The 16,743-nt window shown below is 72.0% G+C and carries 13 protein-coding genes; 5 read left to right on the forward strand and 8 right to left on the reverse strand.

The window, feature by feature from the left end; all coding sequences use genetic code 11:
* Positions 1 to 109: 109 nt before the first annotated feature.
* The 3 genes from nth (at position 110) to ACIQVI_RS24765 (ending at position 3,306) form a co-directional block, all read left to right on the forward strand.
* Positions 110 to 1,162, forward strand: a complete 1,053-nt coding sequence (gene nth / locus ACIQVI_RS24755; protein WP_403599513.1) for an endonuclease III — start codon at positions 110 to 112, stop codon at positions 1,160 to 1,162.
* A 161-nt stretch (positions 1,163 to 1,323) separates the two neighbouring features.
* Entirely contained in the window at positions 1,324 to 2,058 is a 735-nt protein-coding gene (locus ACIQVI_RS24760) for an NUDIX hydrolase (protein WP_403599515.1), read from the forward strand.
* Positions 2,059 to 2,106: 48 nt separating this feature from the next.
* The gene (locus ACIQVI_RS24765; RefSeq protein WP_351970818.1) at positions 2,107 to 3,306 is read left to right on the forward strand and encodes a MarP family serine protease; all 1,200 of its coding nucleotides are present in this window, start codon (positions 2,107 to 2,109) and stop codon (positions 3,304 to 3,306) included.
* A gap of 57 nt (positions 3,307 to 3,363) precedes the next feature.
* Here ACIQVI_RS24765 and ACIQVI_RS24770 read toward each other — a convergent pair whose 3' ends face one another.
* The 6 genes from ACIQVI_RS24770 to ACIQVI_RS24795 form a co-directional block, all read right to left on the reverse strand.
* Positions 3,364 to 3,555 carry a hypothetical protein gene (locus ACIQVI_RS24770; RefSeq protein ID WP_121830210.1) on the reverse strand — a complete coding sequence of 64 codons (192 nt, stop codon included), beginning with the start codon at positions 3,553 to 3,555 and terminating at the stop codon, positions 3,364 to 3,366.
* Positions 3,556 to 3,710: 155 nt separating this feature from the next.
* On the reverse strand, positions 3,711 to 4,649 hold the full coding sequence (locus tag ACIQVI_RS24775; protein ID WP_121830211.1) for an alpha/beta fold hydrolase: 939 nt from the start codon (positions 4,647 to 4,649) through the stop codon (positions 3,711 to 3,713).
* Positions 4,646 to 5,152, reverse strand: coding sequence for a phage holin family protein (locus tag ACIQVI_RS24780; RefSeq protein WP_403599520.1), 507 nt, complete (start codon positions 5,150 to 5,152; stop codon positions 4,646 to 4,648). The genes ACIQVI_RS24775 and ACIQVI_RS24780 overlap by 4 nt, the downstream gene beginning before the upstream one ends.
* A 36-nt stretch (positions 5,153 to 5,188) precedes the next feature.
* Entirely contained in the window at positions 5,189 to 6,580 is a 1,392-nt protein-coding gene (gene nhaA / locus ACIQVI_RS24785) for a Na+/H+ antiporter NhaA (RefSeq protein WP_403599523.1), read from the reverse strand.
* 284 nt (positions 6,581 to 6,864) lie between these two features.
* Positions 6,865 to 8,820, reverse strand: a complete 1,956-nt coding sequence (gene acs, locus ACIQVI_RS24790) for an acetate--CoA ligase (RefSeq protein ID WP_351970815.1) — start codon at positions 8,818 to 8,820, stop codon at positions 6,865 to 6,867.
* A gap of 276 nt (positions 8,821 to 9,096) precedes the next feature.
* A complete protein-coding gene (locus tag ACIQVI_RS24795) occupies positions 9,097 to 11,589 on the reverse strand; it encodes a SulP family inorganic anion transporter (RefSeq protein ID WP_403599527.1) in 2,493 nt (830 codons plus the stop codon).
* A gap of 313 nt (positions 11,590 to 11,902) precedes the next feature.
* On the opposite strand from ACIQVI_RS24795, the gene ACIQVI_RS24800 reads away from it, so the two are divergent.
* Positions 11,903 to 13,210: a hypothetical protein gene (locus ACIQVI_RS24800; RefSeq protein ID WP_121830215.1), complete on the forward strand. Its 1,308-nt coding sequence runs from the start codon at positions 11,903 to 11,905 to the stop codon at positions 13,208 to 13,210.
* A 22-nt stretch (positions 13,211 to 13,232) separates the two neighbouring features.
* Here the strand turns inward: ACIQVI_RS24800 and ACIQVI_RS24805 are convergent, their stop codons facing one another.
* Positions 13,233 to 14,207, reverse strand: coding sequence for an ATP-binding protein (locus ACIQVI_RS24805; RefSeq protein ID WP_351970813.1), 975 nt, complete (start codon positions 14,205 to 14,207; stop codon positions 13,233 to 13,235).
* Positions 14,208 to 14,309: 102 nt separating this feature from the next.
* Here ACIQVI_RS24805 and ACIQVI_RS24810 point away from each other — a divergent pair, with 102 nt between their 5' ends.
* Positions 14,310 to 15,128 carry an oxidoreductase gene (locus ACIQVI_RS24810; RefSeq protein WP_351970812.1) on the forward strand — a complete coding sequence of 273 codons (819 nt, stop codon included), beginning with the start codon at positions 14,310 to 14,312 and terminating at the stop codon, positions 15,126 to 15,128.
* 419 nt (positions 15,129 to 15,547) lie between these two features.
* On the opposite strand, the gene ACIQVI_RS24815 is transcribed toward ACIQVI_RS24810, so the two are convergent.
* A complete protein-coding gene (locus ACIQVI_RS24815) occupies positions 15,548 to 16,417 on the reverse strand; it encodes an HAD-IB family hydrolase (protein WP_351970811.1) in 870 nt (289 codons plus the stop codon).
* Positions 16,418 to 16,743: the final 326 nt, after the last annotated feature.

The following is a 16,743-nucleotide window of genomic DNA, read 5'->3' on the forward strand; positions in this document are numbered from 1 at the left end:
GCCCGGGGCAGATGTCGGCGGCGGCCCCTAGGCTGGCCGCGTGTCCAACTCGCCGGTGAGAGCGCAGGCCAAGGGGGCTGTAAGAGTGTCGGCCGAAAGTAATTCCGCCGTGGGCGAACACGGTGCGTCGAAACGGGCGAAAGGTGCGAATCGGAAGTCTGCGCCCGAGCCGGGACGCGCGCCCGAGCCCCGACCGGCGACGGGCACGGCCGGGACGGGCACGTCCAAGACGGGTGCGGCCGCGAGGGGTACGACCAAGACGGGGGCGGTCAAGACGGGTACGGCCACGAAGGGCACGTCCAAGACGGGTGCGGCCGCGGCGGGTACGCGTCGTGCGGCTCCGGCAGGGAAGCGCGGCACCGCCGAGTCCGCGGCGCACCGCGCCGCCGCCAAGCCCGAGTCGCGGCTCGCGATGGTGCGCCGGGCGCGCCGGATCAACCGCGAGCTGGCCGAGGTCTATCCGTACGCCCACCCGGAGCTGGACTTCCGTAACCCCTTCGAGCTGCTCGTCGCCACGGTCCTCTCGGCCCAGACCACCGACCTGCGGGTCAACCAGACCACCCCCGCCCTCTTCGCGAAGTACCCCACGCCCGAGGACCTCGCCGCCGCCGTGCCCGAGGAGGTCGAGGAGCTGATCCGGCCGACCGGCTTCTTCCGCGCCAAGACGAAGTCGATCATGGGCCTCTCCGCCGCCCTCCGGGACGACTTCGGGGGCGAGGTCCCCGGCCGCCTGGAGGACCTCGTCAAACTCCCCGGCGTCGGCCGCAAGACCGCCTTCGTCGTGCTCGGCAACGCCTTCGGGGTCCCCGGCATCACCGTCGACACCCACTTCATGCGCCTCGCCCGGCGCTGGAAGTGGACCGAGTCCGACGACCCGGTGAAGATCGAGGCCGAGGTCGCCACGATCTTCCCGAAGAGCGAGTGGACCATGCTCTCGCACCGGGTGATCTTCCACGGCCGCCGCATCTGCCACGCCCGCAAGCCCGCGTGCGGCGCCTGCCCGATCACCCACCTCTGCCCGTCGTACGGGGAGGGCGAGACCGATCCCGAGAAGGCGGCGAAGCTGCTCAAGTACGAGAAGGGCGGCTTCCCCGGCCAGCGGCTCAACCCGCCGCCCGACTACCCGGGCCGCCCGGCGCCGCCCCTGGGCGCGAGCGGCTGAGCCCGGCGGCCCCGCCCGGCCCGGGCGCTCGCCCACCCCGGGCGCTCATCCGCCCCGGGAACCCGCCCGGCCCGGGACCCGTTCGCCCCGGTCGGGTGGATCTCCGGGAGCCCGGGAACGAACCCGTCCGTCCATCGCGTTGTGAACCAACGGGGGTGCCTATGACGCGCACTGAAGAAGAGACCCAGGGGCACGAGCCCCACGGGTACGAGGCCCGCGGGTTCGGCACCGGCGGCCTCGTCAGCCGCGACGGCCTGCCCGTCTGGCTCGCCCCCGTCGACCGGGCCGCCCGCACCGTCCGGCCCGAGCAGCTGAGCCGCTTCCTGCCGCCCGCGAGCGGGGACGGCCGCCAGTCCGCCGTCCTCGTCCTCTTCGGCGAGGGCGAGCGGGGTCCCGAACTGCTCCTCATGGAGCGGGCCGGCACCCTCCGCTCGCACGCGGGGCAGCCCTCCTTCCCGGGCGGCGCCCTCGACCCCGAGGACGGCACCCCCGAGGACGGCGGACTGCTGCGCGCCGCCCTGCGCGAGGCCCGGGAGGAGACCGGGCTCGACCCCGCGGGCGTCCAGCTCTTCGGCGTGCTGCCCCAGCTCTACATCCCGGTCAGCCGCTTCGTCGTCACCCCGGTCCTCGGCTGGTGGCGCGCCCCGAGCCCGGTCGGGGTCGTCGACCCCGGCGAGACCGCCCGCGTCTTCACCGTCCCCGTGGCGGATCTCACGGACCCCGGCAACCGCGCGACCAGCGTCCACCCGAGCGGCCACAAGGGCCCGGCGTTCCTGGTCGAATCCGCCCTGGTCTGGGGCTTCACGGCCGGTGTGATCGACCGGATCCTGCACTTCGCCGGCTGGGAGCTGCCCTGGGACCGGTCCAGACAGGTCCCGCTCGACTGGCGCTCATGACAGGCTGACCCCGGGGCGACCGGAAACGAATCTGCGAGGCTATTGACGGTGAACGTGCTGGACATCTTGTTGCTGCTCGCCGCCGTGTGGTTCGCGATCATCGGTTACCGCCAGGGATTCGTGGTCGGCATCCTCTCGGTGATCGGATTCCTCGGCGGCGGTCTCGTCGCCGTCCTGCTGCTTCCGGTCCTCTGGAACGAGCTGACCGACAACAGCGAGGTCTCCACCACGGCGACGGTCGTCTTCGTGATGATCGTCATCGTCTGCGCCTCCGTCGGCCAGGCGTTCACCACCCACCTCGGCAACAAGCTGCGCCGGCACATCACCTGGTCGCCCGCGCGCGCCCTCGACGCCACGGGCGGCGCCCTGGTCAACGTCGTCGCGATGCTGCTCGTGGCCTGGCTGGTCGGCTCGCTCATCGCCAACACCTCGATGCCCACCCTGGGCAAGGAGGTGCGCAGCTCCAAGGTGCTGCTCGGCATCGAGCGGGTGATACCGCAGCAGGCGTCCGGCTGGTTCGCCGACTTCCGCTCCACCCTGGCCCGCAGTGGCTTCCCGCCGGTCTTCAGCCCCTTCGTCAACGAGCCGATCACCCCGGTCACGCCGCCCGACCCGGCGCTCGCGGACAGCCCGGTCGCCGCCCGTGCCCAGCGCTCCATCGTGAAGGTCGTCGGCACCGCGCAGAGCTGCGGCAAGGTCCTCGAAGGCACCGGCTTCGTCTTCGCCGAGCGCCGCATCATGACCAACGCCCACGTCGTCGGCGGGGTCGACGAGCCGACCGTCCAGATAGGCGGCGAGGGCAAGCTCTACGACGCCAAGGTCGTCCTCTACGACTGGCAGCGCGACATCGCCGTCCTGGACGTGCCGGACCTCAAGGCCCCGCCGCTCGTCTTCGCCGACGGGGACGCCCGCAGCGGCGACGGCGCGATCGTCGCCGGCTTCCCCGAGAACGGCGCGTACGACGTGCGCTCGGCGCGCGTACGGGGCCGCATCAGCGCGGACGGCCCCGACATCTACAGCCGGGGCCAGGTGAACAGGGACGTGTACTCGCTGTACGCGACGGTCCGCCAGGGGAACTCCGGCGGCCCGCTCCTCACCGAGGACGGCGAGGTGTACGGCGTGATCTTCGCCCGCTCCCGCGACGACGCGAACACGGGCTACGCCCTGACGGCCGACGAGGTCCGCGGGGACGTCGAGCGCGGTCTGGCGGCCAACCAGCAGGTCGACACCCAGGGCTGCGCCCTCTGAAGCCCCCGCGGCCCCCTCGTACCGCTGCCGCTCACTTCCTCCGGAAGGCCCGGGGGGTCAGTCGCGGGGATGCCTGAGCCGGGCCGAGACCCAGCGGGCCCGGCGGCGCAGGATGCGCGAGATCCCCACCCCTTGCACGGCGTGCGTACGGCCCGGCTCCGGAGGTCCGCCCCTTTCGAGGGGTCCCGGTCCGGCGGCCGAGCCGCGGTCGCGTGCCGTCGTGTCACCGTAGTCGTGCGTCCAGCCCATACCCGGACGTCTGCCCGTGCCCCAAGGTCGGTAACCTCCCCGGGGCCCGCCAATTGGAGTATGCGCGAGGCACATGGCCGTTCGAGGCAACTCCGTTCGTCGCACAGGGGTCCGACGGCGCGTCAGTGTCCGGGCGGCGGGAGCGCGACGGCCCGTCAGCGGTCCGGCTCGGGGTCCTTCAGCCAGTTGACCAGCTCCGTGGTGAAGGCCACCGGGTCCTCCTCGTGGGGGAAGTGCCCGAGGCCGTCGAAGAGCCGCCAGCGGTACGGAGCCTCCACGTACTCGCCCGAACCGGCCGCGCTGCGGGTCCGCATCACCGGGTCCAGGGAGCCGTGCAGATGGAGCGTCGGCACCCGCACCGGCCGCTTCATGCGCCGGTTGAACTGGATGCCGTCCGGACGGGCGAGCGACCGCACCATCCAGCGGTACGGCTCGATCGAGCAGTGCGCCGTCGACGGGACGAGCATGGCCCGCCGGTACGTCTCGACGGCCCCCTCGTCGGCGATCGGCTGCGGTCCCGACCAGTCCCGGATCAACTCCCCCACCAGGGCGGCGTCGTCCGCGACGAGCCGGCGCTCCGGCAGCCACGGCCGCTGGAAGCCCCAGACGTGCGACCCGGCCCGCGACTGGGCGAAGTCGGAGAGCATCGCCGAGCGCCAGCGGCGCGGGTGCGGCATCGAGGAGACCACGAGCCGGCGCACCAGCTTGGGCCGCATCACGGCCGCCGTCCAGGCGAGGTAGCCGCCCAGGTCGTGCCCGACGAGCGCCGCGTCCGGCTCGCCGAGCGAGCGGACGACGCCGGTGATGTCGAGCGCCAGGTTGGCGGGGTCGTAGCCCCGGGGGGTGCGGTCGCTGCCGCCGACCCCGCGCAGGTCCATCGCGACGGCCCGGAACCCGGCCTCGGCGAGGGCGGGCAGCTGGTGGCGCCAGGTCCACCAGAACTGCGGGAAGCCGTGCAGGAGCAGTACCAGGGGCCCGTCGCCCATCTCGGCGATGTGGAAGCGGGCGCCGTTGGCGGCCACGTCCCGGTGGGTCCACGGCCCGTCGAGGCGTACGGGTCCGCCGCCGGCGGTGCTGCTCTCGGGAAGGGTCATACGGACGAGCGTGCCACAACGGTGCCCTTGTCCAGGTCAATGGAGCCCTTGACCAGAGCCTTGGGCGCCTCGGGGCGCGGGTGCGGCTTGACGTTCTGCACGATCGCGGCCGTCTGCTTGGCGGACGCGATGGACTTCTCCGGCGGCTTGACCTTCTTGAACTTGGAGTACGCGAGGAAGCCGAGGAGCGCCGCGAGCAGCACGTTCGCCGTGAAGGAGAGCAGGAAGCACCAGACGAGGTTCCAGCCGCCGTTGCCGTTGTGCCCGCCGGTCCAGGTGTTGATGGCGTACGCGAGGGCGAAGCTCAGCATCGGCAGCGAGAACAGCAGCACCACGCCGGCCGCGATGCCCGCCGCGCTGCCGATCGCGCCGCGCTTGACGTCCTGCCGGATCTCGGCCTTGGCCAGGGCGATCTCGTCGTGCACCAGTGCCGACATCTCGGCGGTCGCCGAGGCGACCAGTTGGCCGAGGCTCGGCTCGCCCTTGTCGTACAGGTCGCTCATCGCTGCTCCCTCTCCTCGTCTACGGTCCGACTCAGATCATGCCGGACGGTCGGCCTCCTCGCTCGATGCCCCCGCCAGTTGGGCGCGCTGTCGGTGTTCGGCGGCCTTCCGCTCGTGGATCTCGGCCATCCGGAGGTGGTATTCCGGGCTGTTCTCCTCGTAGATGTCCGGGATACCGTCCTCGTCCTCGTCGCGCTCCTCGTTCGCGTAGAGCGCGCTGTACTTCCGCACCCGCAGCTTCAGCAGGACGGTGGCGAGGACGGCCGCGACGAGCGAGCCCGTCAGGACGGCGGCCTTCACCTGGTCGGTGAGGGCCGGGTCGCCGGTGAAGGCGAGTTCGCCGATGAGGAGCGAGACGGTGAAGCCGATCCCGGCGAGGGTGGCGAGGGCGAAGACGTCCGGCCAGGACAGGTCGGGGTTGAGTTCGGCCCGGGTGAAGCGGGCGGTGAGCCAGGTGCCGCCGAAGATGCCGACGGCCTTGCCGACGACCAGGCCGAGGACGACGCCGAGGGTGACCGGCTGGGTGAAGACCTCCCCGAGCGACTTGCCGGAGACGCTGACGCCGGCCGAGAAGAGGGCGAACAGCGGCACCGCGACACCGGCCGAGAACGGGCGGACCAGGTGCTCGATGTGCTCGCCGGGGGAGTGCTCCTCGCCCTCCCGGGTGGTGCAGCGCAGCATCAGGCCCATGGCGACGCCGGCGATGGTGGCGTGGACGCCGCTGTTGTACATCAGGCCCCAGACCACCAGGGCGAGCGGCACGTACACGTACCAGCCGCGGACCCCCTTGCGGAGCAGCAGCCAGAAGACGGCGAGACCGGCGAGCGCGCCGCCGAGCGCGGCGAAGTTCAGGTCCGAGGTGAAGAAGACCGCGATGATCAGGATGGCGAAGAGGTCGTCGACGACGGCGAGGGTGAGCAGGAAGGCGCGGAGCGCGGACGGCAGCGAGGTGCCGATCACGGCGAGGACGGCGAGCGCGAAGGCGATGTCGGTCGCGGTGGGGACGGCCCAGCCGTCGAGCGGGCCGTCACCGAGGACGTTGACCAGGGCGTAGACGAGGGCGGGCGCGGCCATGCCGCAGAGCGCGGCGACGACGGGCAGGGCGGCGGCCCGGGGGTCGCGCAGCTCGCCCGCGACGAGTTCGCGCTTGAGCTCGACGCCGGCGACGAAGAAGAAGACCGCGAGGAGGCCGTCGGCGGCCCAGTGCTCGACGGAGAGGTCGAGGCCGAGGGCGGCGGGGCCGAAGTGGAAGTCCCGCACCGACTCGTAACTGCTGCTCAGCGGAGTGTTCGCCCAGATCAGGGCGGTGACGGCGGCGAGGAGGAGCAACATGCCGCCGACGGTCTCGGTGCGCAGGGCGTCGGCGAGGTAGCGGCGCTCGGGCAGGGGGAGCAGGCCGAGGAACTTGCGGTCGGTGGGCGCGGACATGCGGGGGACCTCCGTCGGGCGGGCAGGGCGAAGCACATGCCGACCAGACTTCCCGGCGCACCTGGGTCTTTCTGTCGCGTTTCTGACGCGACCCACACCCTACCCAAGGGGGCGGTGGGGTATCCGGCCCGAGGAGGCGGTGGAGTGTCCGGCGAGAAGCAGCCTATGGAGTTTCTCCCGTTTCGTCCCCTCGGGAGCTTCGGGATCCCGATGTACGGGCACGCGGGAACGCCCGCCCCGGTCGGTGCTTTCCGGGGCGGGCGTTCCTTCCTGCGGGCTGCGGCTCAGTCCTCGCTGGAGGCGGCCGGCAGCTGGGTCTGGATGAGCGACATGACCGAGGAGTCGGTCAGCGTGGTGACGTCGCCCAGCTCCCGGTTCTCCGCCACGTCGCGCAGCAGACGGCGCATGATCTTGCCCGAGCGGGTCTTCGGCAGCTCCGCCACCGGCAGGACCCGCTTCGGCTTGGCGATCGGGCCGAGGGTCGCGCCGACGTGGTTGCGCAGCTCGGCGACGAGGCCCTCGTCCTGGCTGGCCGTGCCGCGCAGGATCACGAAGGCGACGATCGCCTGGCCGGTGGTCTCGTCGGCGGCGCCGACGACGGCCGCCTCGGCGACGGCCGGGTGGGAGACGAGGGCCGACTCGACCTCGGTCGTCGAGATGTTGTGCCCCGAGACGAGCATGACGTCGTCGACCCGGCCGAGCAGCCAGATGTCGCCGTCCTCGTCCTTCTTGGCGCCGTCGCCCGCGAAGTACTTGCCCTCGAAGCGGGACCAGTACGTGTCGACGTAGCGCTGGTCGTCGCCCCAGATGGTGCGGAGCATCGACGGCCACGGCTCGGTGAGGACCAGGTAGCCGCCCCCGCCGTTCGGCACCTCGTTGGCCTCGTCGTCCACGACGGTGGCGGAGATGCCCGGCAGCGGGCGCTGGGCGGAGCCCGGCTTGGTCTCGGTGACGCCCGGCAGCGGCGAGATCATCATCGCGCCGGTCTCGGTCTGCCACCAGGTGTCCACGATCGGGGTCTTGCCCGCGCCGATGTGCTCGCGGTACCAGACCCAGGCCTCGGGGTTGATCGGCTCGCCGACCGAGCCGAGGACCCGCAGGCTCGACAGGTCGAACTTGGCGGGGATGTCGTCGCCCCACTTCATGAAGGTGCGGATCGCGGTCGGCGCCGTGTAGAGGATGGTGACGCCGTACTTCTGCACGATCTCCCAGAACCGGCCCTGGTGCGGGGTGTCCGGGGTGCCCTCGTACATGACCTGCGTCGCGCCGTTGGCCAGGGGGCCGTAGACGATGTACGAGTGGCCGGTGACCCAGCCGATGTCGGCGGTGCACCAGTAGACGTCGCTCTCCGGCTTGAGGTCGAAGACGGCGTGGTGGGTGTAGGCGGCCTGGGTGAGGTACCCGCCGGAGGTGTGCAGGATGCCCTTCGGCTTCCCCGTGGTGCCCGAGGTGTAGAGGATGAAGAGCGGGTGCTCCGCGTCGAAGGCCTCCGGGGTGTGCTCGGCGGACTGGCGGGCGACGATGTCGTCCCACCACACGTCGCGGCCCTCGGTGAAGGCGGTGTCCTGGCCCGTGCGGCGGACCACGAGGACGTGCTCGACCTGCGGACACTTGGCGACGGCCTCGTCGATGGCCGGCTTGAGGGCGCTCGGCTTGCCGCGCCGGTAGCCGCCGTCGGCGGTCACGACCAGCTTGGCGTCGGCGTCCTGGATGCGGGAGGCCACGGCGTCGGCCGAGAAGCCGCCGAAGACCACCGAGTGGGCGGCGCCGACACGGGCGCAGGCCAGCATCGTGATGGCCGCCTCGGGGATCATCGGCAGGTAGACGGCGACCCGGTCGCCCTTGCGGACGCCCAGCTCGGTCAGCGCGTTGGCCGCCCTGGAGACCTCGTCCTTGAGCTCGGCGTAGGTGATCGCGCGGCTGTCGCCGGGCTCGCCCTCGAAGTGGATGGCGACCCGGTCGCCGTGACCGGCCTCGACGTGCCGGTCGACGCAGTTGTACGCCACGTTCAGCTCGCCGTCCGCGAACCACTTGGCGAACGGCGGGTTCGACCAGTCCAGGGTCTCGGTCGGCTCGGTGGCCCAGGTCAGCCGCTTGGCCTGCTCGGCCCAGAAGCCCAGCCGGTCCGCCTTGGCCTGCTCGTACGCCTCCGCCGTCACATTGGCGTCCGCCGCCAGCTCGGCGGGGGGCGCGAAGCGGCGCTCCTCGCGAAGCAGATTGGCCAGGCTTTCGTTGCTCACGACATCTCCCTTTCCCAGGGCGTCCTCTGTGCGTATGTGTCCCGCGTCATAGCTCACCAGTCAGATGCCCGGGTGACAAGAGCATCCAGGGAATTGGTTTAGACCTGTGGGTGGCTTGACGTGGGTGGCCCCTTCTTCCCGAGCGGTGGGAGAAGGGGCCACACAGTCTCACGGACGGACGGCGCCGATGGTTCAGAGGGCGTGCGGCCCGGATCGGCGCGCCGCCCGCGCGCCGACCGTGCGCTCCGGGGTGCGGGCCCGGGAAGGGGCGCTCGCTCAGGAGACGCGCGCCGCCTCCAGCCGGGCCGCCGGGTCGGCTGTCGGTTCGGTTTCCGGGTCGGTCCCGGGCTCGGTCTTCGCTTCGGGCTTCGGGGTGGTCTTCGCTTCGGGTTTCGCTTCGGTCGGCAGGGCGGCCGGTGGGGCGGTCGGCATGACCCGGGTGAAGACCTCGTCGTAGGCGTCGTGGCCGTGCGGCTCGTCCGCGCCGTCGAGCAGGTACGCCTGCGCCTCGCCCACGTGGAAGTACATCCCGTGCAACGTGAGGCTGCCGTCGGCGAGCCGGCGCGCCACCGACTCGTACGCCCGCAGGTGCTCCAGCTGCTGGACGACGTTGGTCAGGCAGAGCTGCTCGACCGCGTCGGCCGGCAGGCGGCCCGCGATCCGGGCCCAGGCGTGGCGTCTGCTCGCCATCCGCTCCAGGCTGGGCCGGCCGTGCCGGAGCCAGCGGCGGAGCGGGGACGGCGGATCGTCCGGACCCGCGCTCATCAGGGCCTGCATCGCGCCGCAGCCGGAGTGGCCGCAGACCGTGATCGACTCGACCCGCAGCACCTCCACCGCGTACTCGATCGCCGCCGCCACCGAGTCGTCCCCGCTGCCCTCGCCGGGGAGCGGGACCAGATTGCCGACGTTGCGCACGGTGAAGAGGTCGCCGGGACCGCTCGACGTGATCATGCTGGTGACCAGGCGCGAGTCGGCGCAGGTCAGGAAGAGCTGCGAGGGGCGCTGGCCCTCCCGGGCGAGCCGGGCGAGCTCGTCCCGTACGAGCGGGGCGGTGTTCCGCTGGAACTTGCCGATGCCGCTCGCCAGCTTCAGCCCCGGCCCGGTCCGGTCCGCCCGTCCCGCGTCCGTCCCGCCGGTCCCGTCCTGCCCGGCGGGCCGCTCCCCGCACTGGTGGTTGTGCCAGGGGGTCCAGGGCCGGCAGCAGGAGTGCGGGGCCGTGCCGGGGGAGGGGTCGGCGATCCGGGTGCCGGAGGGGCCGGTCGTCTCGACCTTGCCGCCGTGGGCGAGGTGCCCGGTCTTCCAGTCGCTCAGCGTCTCGTACGCCGCGTGGTCCATGAAGGACCCGTCCAGCTCGACCACCACGTCGGATCCGTGCGGCAGTTGGTGCAGCGCCCGGCTCAGCCGAGGCACCGCGAGGAAGGTCAGCTGGCCCCGGACGCGCAGCAGTTGGCGTCCGCCCCGCTCCTCGCGGGTGATCCGGGTGCGGGTGAGCCGGTGCAGGGCGACCGCGACGGCCACCCCGATGCCGAGGGCGACGCCCTCCAGGATGCCGACGAGGACGACTCCGGCCAGCGTCACCGCGTAGACGACGACTTCACGGTGACGGGTGACGGTGCGGATGTGGGTGATGCTGACCATCTGGATGCCGACCACCATCACGAGGGCGGCGAGCGCGGGCAGCGGGATCAGGTCGAGCACGGGCACGAGCAGCAGGGCCGCGAGGACGATCCACAGGCCGTGCAGCATGGTGGAGGCGCGACTCACCGCGCCCGCCGAGACGTTGGCGACGCTGCGGACCGCGACCCCGGCGACCGGAAGGCCGCCGAGCGCGCCGGAGACCATGTTCGCCATGCCCTGGCCGGCGAGTTCGCGGTCGAGGGCGGTGCGGGGGATGCCCAGGCCGTGGTCCGGGCGGGCGGCGACGAGCTTGTCGACCGCGACGGCGGAGAGCAGGGACTGCACGCTGGTGACGAGGGTGATCGTGAGCACGCCGGCGGCGATGCCGAGGACCGGCCCCTCGGGCAGCCCCGGCAGGGCGTGGCTGCTCCAGGACGGCAGGTCGACGCGGGGCACGGCGAGCCCGGCGACCACCGCCACCGCCGTCGCGCCCGCCACCGCGACGAGCGCGGCCGGGGCCTTGCGCAGGGGCGTCCCGGCGCGTCCCGGCAGGCGCGGCCAGCAGAGCAGTACGGCCACGGTGAGCGCGCTGATGACGAACGCGGCGGGCTGGACGTGGGTCAACTGGGCGGGCAGACCGAGGGCGTTGTCCACGGCGGAGCTCTGGGGGGTGCCGCCGAGCACGATGTGCAGCTGGGCGAGGGCGATGGTGACGCCGATGCCGCCCAACATGCCGTGCACGATCGCGGGCGAGACGGCGAGCGCGGAGCGGGCCACGCGCAGGGCGGACAGGCCGAGTTGGGCGAGTCCGGCGAGGACGGTGATGGCGCAGGTGGTGCGCCAGCCGTAGAGCCGGATGAGCTCGGCGGTGACGACGGTGAGACCGGCGGCGGGGCCGCTCACCTGGAGCGGGGAGCCGCCGAAGCGTCCGGCGACGAGGCCGCCGACGGCGGCGGCGACCAGGCCGGCCTGGAGCGGGGCTCCGGTGGCGAGGGCGATGCCGAGCGAGAGCGGCAGCGCGATCAGGAAGACGGCGATCGACGCGGACAGGTCGACGCCGGCGACGCGGAAGCGGCGCGGCCCCTCCGGGGGGCTGTGCGGCCGCTGGACGCGGGGTCGGGTGGTCGTGCGGTCAGGGGTGCAGAGGGTCATGTTCCCGTCTCCTCCGGGGCGGCGCGGTCGCGGCTCGTGCGGGACGAACGTGGGGCTCGCGGCCGTGGGTCACGGCGTACAGCGGCGGGATGTGCGGTGGGGTCTCGGGAGAGACCCTTCGAAGAAAGCATCAACGCTCAGTAAATGGATCGTAATGGAGAGTAAAGAACCCGGTGGTACTTTCCGGGCGAATGGGGCAATGATTCACCTGTTCTAGTGATCGACCGGCACTTTCCCGCTTGTCGTTTCATCTCACTGGCCGTCGCGGTGCGACGTTGGCGCCGCTCGCACGGAACCGAGGAGAGGTGGGCGGATGACAGCCGCCGGGAGAAGGACCACTGCCCAGAGGAGGGCGCTCGCCGCCGGCGCCCTCACCGTCGCCCTGATCACCGGCGTCGCCGGCTGCTCGGGCTCCGGGGACGACGCCACGAAGGGCACGGCGGGCGGCGGCCCCGGCGTCGAGAAGGGCCCGGCCGCGGCCCCGCAGACGGTGCCCCGGCTGATCGGCGACGGCTCGACCGCCTTCACCGGAGCCCAGCCGAAGCAGCCGAGCTGGCAGCGGCTCAAACCGGGGGAGACCCCGCCGCAGTTCGTGGTCTTCTCGTGGGACGGCGCGGGCGAGGACAGCCAGAAGCTGTTCTCCCACTTCCGCGAGGTGGGCAAGAAGTACAACGCCACCATGACGTACTTCCTCAGCGGCGTGTACCTGCTGCCCGAGGAGAAGCGAAACCTCTACGACCCGCCGCAGCACGGCACCGGCCGCTCCGACATCGGCTTCAACGACACCGAGGGCATCCGCGCCACCGTCCGCGAACTCCGCGGCGCCTGGCAGGACGGCAACGAGATCGGCACCCACTTCAACGGGCACTTCTGCGGCCCCGACGGCGGCGTCGGCACCTGGTCCGTCGAGGAGTGGAAGAGCGAGATCAACCAGGCCAAGTCCTTCGTCAAGACCTGGAAGACGAACGCCGGACTCCGCGCCGAACAGCCGCTGCCCTTCGACTACGACAAGGAACTCGTCGGCGCCCGCACCCCCTGCCTGGAGGGCCGGAAGAACTTCGTCCAGGCGGCGGCGCAGATGGGCTTCCGCTACGACACCAGCGGCGTCAACGACCAGATCTGGCCCAAGAAGGACCTGGGCCTCTGGGACCTGTCGCTGCAGCTCGTGCCCGTCCCCGGCCGCGCGTTCCAGACGCTGTCCATGGACTACAACTTCCTGGTCAACCAGTCCCCCGGCACCACCCAGGGCAACCCCGCCCAGCACCGGTACTGGGGCGACCAGATGCGGGACGGCCTGGTGCAGGCCTTCGAGCGCTCCTACCGGGGCAACCGCGCGCCGTTGATCATCGGCAACCACTTCGAGTCCTGGAACGGCGGCACGTACATGCGGGCCGTCGAGGAGACCATCGCCACCGTCTGCGTGCAGAAGGACGTCAAGTGCGTCTCCTTCCGCCAGCTCGCCGACTGGCTCGACGCCCAGGACCCGGACGTCGTCGCCAAGATGCGCACCCTGAAGGTCGGCGAGGCCCCGGCGGCCGGCTGGAAGGCCTTCCTCTCCTCGCCGGCCTCCCCGGCCTCCCCGGCGAAGCCGGTGGGCGCCGCCGCTCCCGCGGCGGGCTGACCCGGTCCGGAGGGGGCGGCCGCTACACCGTCAGCGGCTCGCCGAGCACGAAACCGGGGTCGACCTGCGCCGCCAGGTCGGCCCCGGTCTTGGCGTTGCCCCAGCTCTCCGCGTTCCGCAGGTGGAAGTGGACCATCTGCCGCGTGTACCGCTCCCAGTCGCGCTGGGCGTACGAGTCGTCCGCCGCGTCCTGGAGGGCCTGGAGCGACATGCGGTTCTCCGCCTCCAGGAGCTCGAAGCGGGACGGGCGGCCCTTCTCCATCGCCCGGACCCAGTCCGAGTGGCCCACGGTCACGAGCAGGTCCTCCCCGACCTCCTCGCGCAGGAAGTCGAGGTCGTCCGGGCCCTGCACCTTGTTCCCGACGACCTTGAGCGCGACGCCGAAGTCCCGCGCGTACTCCTTGTACTGGCGGTAGACCGAGACCCCCTTGCGGGTCGGCTCCGCCACCAGGAAGGTCATGTCGAAGCGGGTGAAGAGGCCGGAGGCGAAGGAGTCCGAGCCCGCCGTCATGTCGACGACCACGTACTCGTCGGGGCCGTCGACCAGGTGGTTCAGGCAGAGCTCCACCGCGCCGACCTTCGAGTGGTAGCAGGCGACCCCGAGGTCCGACTCCGTGAAGGGGCCGGTCGCCATCAGCCGGACCTCGCCGTCGTCCAACCGGACCGGGCGCGCGCACGCCCCGTACACCGGGTTGTCCTCGCGGACCCGCAGCAGCCGGGAACCCTCCCCGGGCGGCGTCGTCTTGATCATGGTGTCGGCGGAGACGATCCGCGGATTGGTGCCCCGCAGGTACTCCTTGATGAGCGGCAGGTGTGCGCCCATCGCGGGCAGCTCGGCGGCCTCCGTCTCGGACAGGCCGAGCGCGGCGCCCAGGTGCTGGTTGATGTCCGCGTCGACGGCGACGACCGGAGCTTCGTTGGCGGCGAGGTGACGGATGAAGAGCGAGGACAGCGTGGTCTTGCCGCTGCCGCCCTTCCCGACGAAAGCGATCTTCATGTTCACCTAGGGTAGCCGTACGATCGCCAAACGTGGTCGGGTTGCGTGAAGAAGACCACTCCATCGTGGGGCGGGCCGGTCGGACGCGTAGCCTCCCTACTTATGAGTACGCACGCCTCTGACCCCCTGGCCGCCCTCGGCTCCCTGCCGGGCGTCGCCGACGCGGTGGACTCCGTACGCAAGGCCGTCGACCGGGTCTACGGCCACCGTGTGATGCGCCGCCGCAGCAACGAGATCTCCTCCGAGGCGGCGCTGCGCGGAGCGCGCGGCTCGGCGGCCCTGTCCGGCGCCGACTGGGCCCTGGAAGAGGTCCGCCGGCGCACCGACTTCAGCGCCGACCCCGAGGCCCGCACGGTCGGCGCCGCCCTGCGTCTCGGCGCCGAGGCCGGGCAACTCCTCTCCATCTGGCGCCAGTCGCCGCTGCGCGTGCTCGCCCGTCTCCACCTGGTCGCCGCGGGCGATCCGGACGACTCGGTGGGGCGGCCCCGGCTGGACGGCGAGAAGGTCGACGAACCGCTGATCGAGGGGCCGGTTCCGACGCCCGCCGAGGTCGCGGGACGGCTCGACGGCCTCGCGGAACTGATCGTCGCGGGCAGTGGCGCCCCGGCGCTCGTGACGTCCTCCGTGGTGCACGGCGAACTGCTCGCACTGCGCCCCTTCACCTCGTACAACGGCCTGGTCGCGCGGGCGGCCGAGCGGATCGCGCTCGTCGGCAGCGGTCTCGACCCCAAGGCGATCTGTCCGGCCGAGGTCGGCCACGCGGAGCAGGGCCGGGCCGCGTACCTCGCCGCGTTCGAGGGGTACCTGTCGGGCACCCCGGAGGGCGTGGGTGCCTGGATCGCGCACTGCGGGCGCTCGGTGGAGCTGGGGGTCCGGGAGTCGACGGCCGTCTGCGAGGCGCTCCAGCGCGGCGCGGCCTGAGGATCGGGATCGGGACCGGAGGGGCCGCGGGCGCGGCGTGACCCGAGGGCCGGGGGCCCGGCACGGACCAAGGGCCGGGAGTCCGGTGCGGCTCAAGGGTCGGGGGAGCGGTCAGGCTCCGGGGCCCGAAAAGGGTTGCGGCGGTACCTTTTCGGGTACCGCCGCTGGCACGTCCACCCAGTTACCAAGCGTCCTCGATATGTGCCCATCAGGCCGGGAACTTTGCCCGTGGCCTGGTGCGGCTGGCCCGTAATCGACGGGTCGACGTCGCGTGGGTACCTGGCTTTCGTGCTAGGTCCGTGGGGCCTTCATGCTCAACAGGTGATCCTCTCGGATGTCCCAGGTCTCGCGGGCCTGATTCCTTTTTACTCCTCTTGGGGTGGAAGCGAAAGTGCTGGTTCCACTTCTTCGGGATTTGCTCAAATTCGGGCAAAGCCGCCGACGGTCCGAGGGGCGGCGAGAGCGGCCTGACGGCGCCGGGCGGCGTACCAGACGAGCCCGGCTCCGACGGCGGCCGCTCCCACGGCCGCCGCGGCGACGAGCGCCGGCCGGGGCGGCATCCGGAACTCCGGCAGCCGCTGCTTGAGGCGGACCGGCTTGTCGAAGGAGAGGACCGGCCACTCCCGGGCGACGGCCTCGCGGCGCAGCGCCCGGTCGGGATTGACGGCGTGCGGGTGGCCGACGGCCTCCAGCATGGGGATGTCGGTCGCCGAGTCGCTGTACGCGTAGCAGCGCGAGAGGTCGTAGCCCTCCGACTTCGCGAGCTCCCGGACGGCCTCGGCCTTCGTGGGGCCGTAGGCGTAGTACTCCACCTCCCCGGTGAAGCAGCCGTCCTCGCCGACCACCATCCGGGTGGCGACGACCCGGTCGGCCCCGAGCATCTCGCCGATCGGCTCGACCACCTCGGCGCCCGAGGTCGAGACGATGACGACGTCCCGGCCGGCGGCGTGATGGGCCTCGATGAGGGAGGCCGCCTCGTCGTAGATGATCGGGTCGATCAGATCGTGAAGGGTCTCGGCGACGAGCTCCTTCACCTGGGCGACGTTCCAGCCTTTGCAGAGCGCGGAAAGATATTCGCGCATCCGCTCCATCTGGTCGTGATCGGCACCGCCCGCCAGGAAGACGAACTGGATGTAGGCCGTCCGCAGGGCGGCACGGCGGCTGATCAGCCCGCCCCGGTAGAAGGACTTGCTGAAGGTCAGCGTCGAGGACTTCGCAATGACCGTCTTGTCCAGGTCGAAGAAGGCGGCTGCGCGCGGCAAGGAGTGGTTTTCCACGAGCCCGAGCATAGGTGCCCGCCATTCGGCGTACGCTGGGGCGCGTGGGTTTGCCTGAGAAGCCTCTCGGGTACACCATGGAAGTCACGGATCGTTCGCGACCGTGCTACCCCGGTCCGGCTCCTCCCCCCCCGAGTCGGCCGGAGAGACGACCCCCGCTCTCCCCCCCGGCGGGGGTCGTCGCATGTCCGGAGCCGTTTTGGGCCTGCGTGACATCGCCCGCTCCCTTCTCTTCACCTCGCGGCCGCGAGTCGGCCATCGGGCTGTCGCACCCTTGATTGCTCACTCAGAGTAACCGGCGGGATGCGTTCCGGGGAGCCTCCGGAGGGGTGGCGGGG

This window comes from Streptomyces sp. NPDC098101, assembly GCF_044760185.1.
GTDB lineage: Bacteria > Actinomycetota > Actinomycetes > Streptomycetales > Streptomycetaceae > Streptomyces.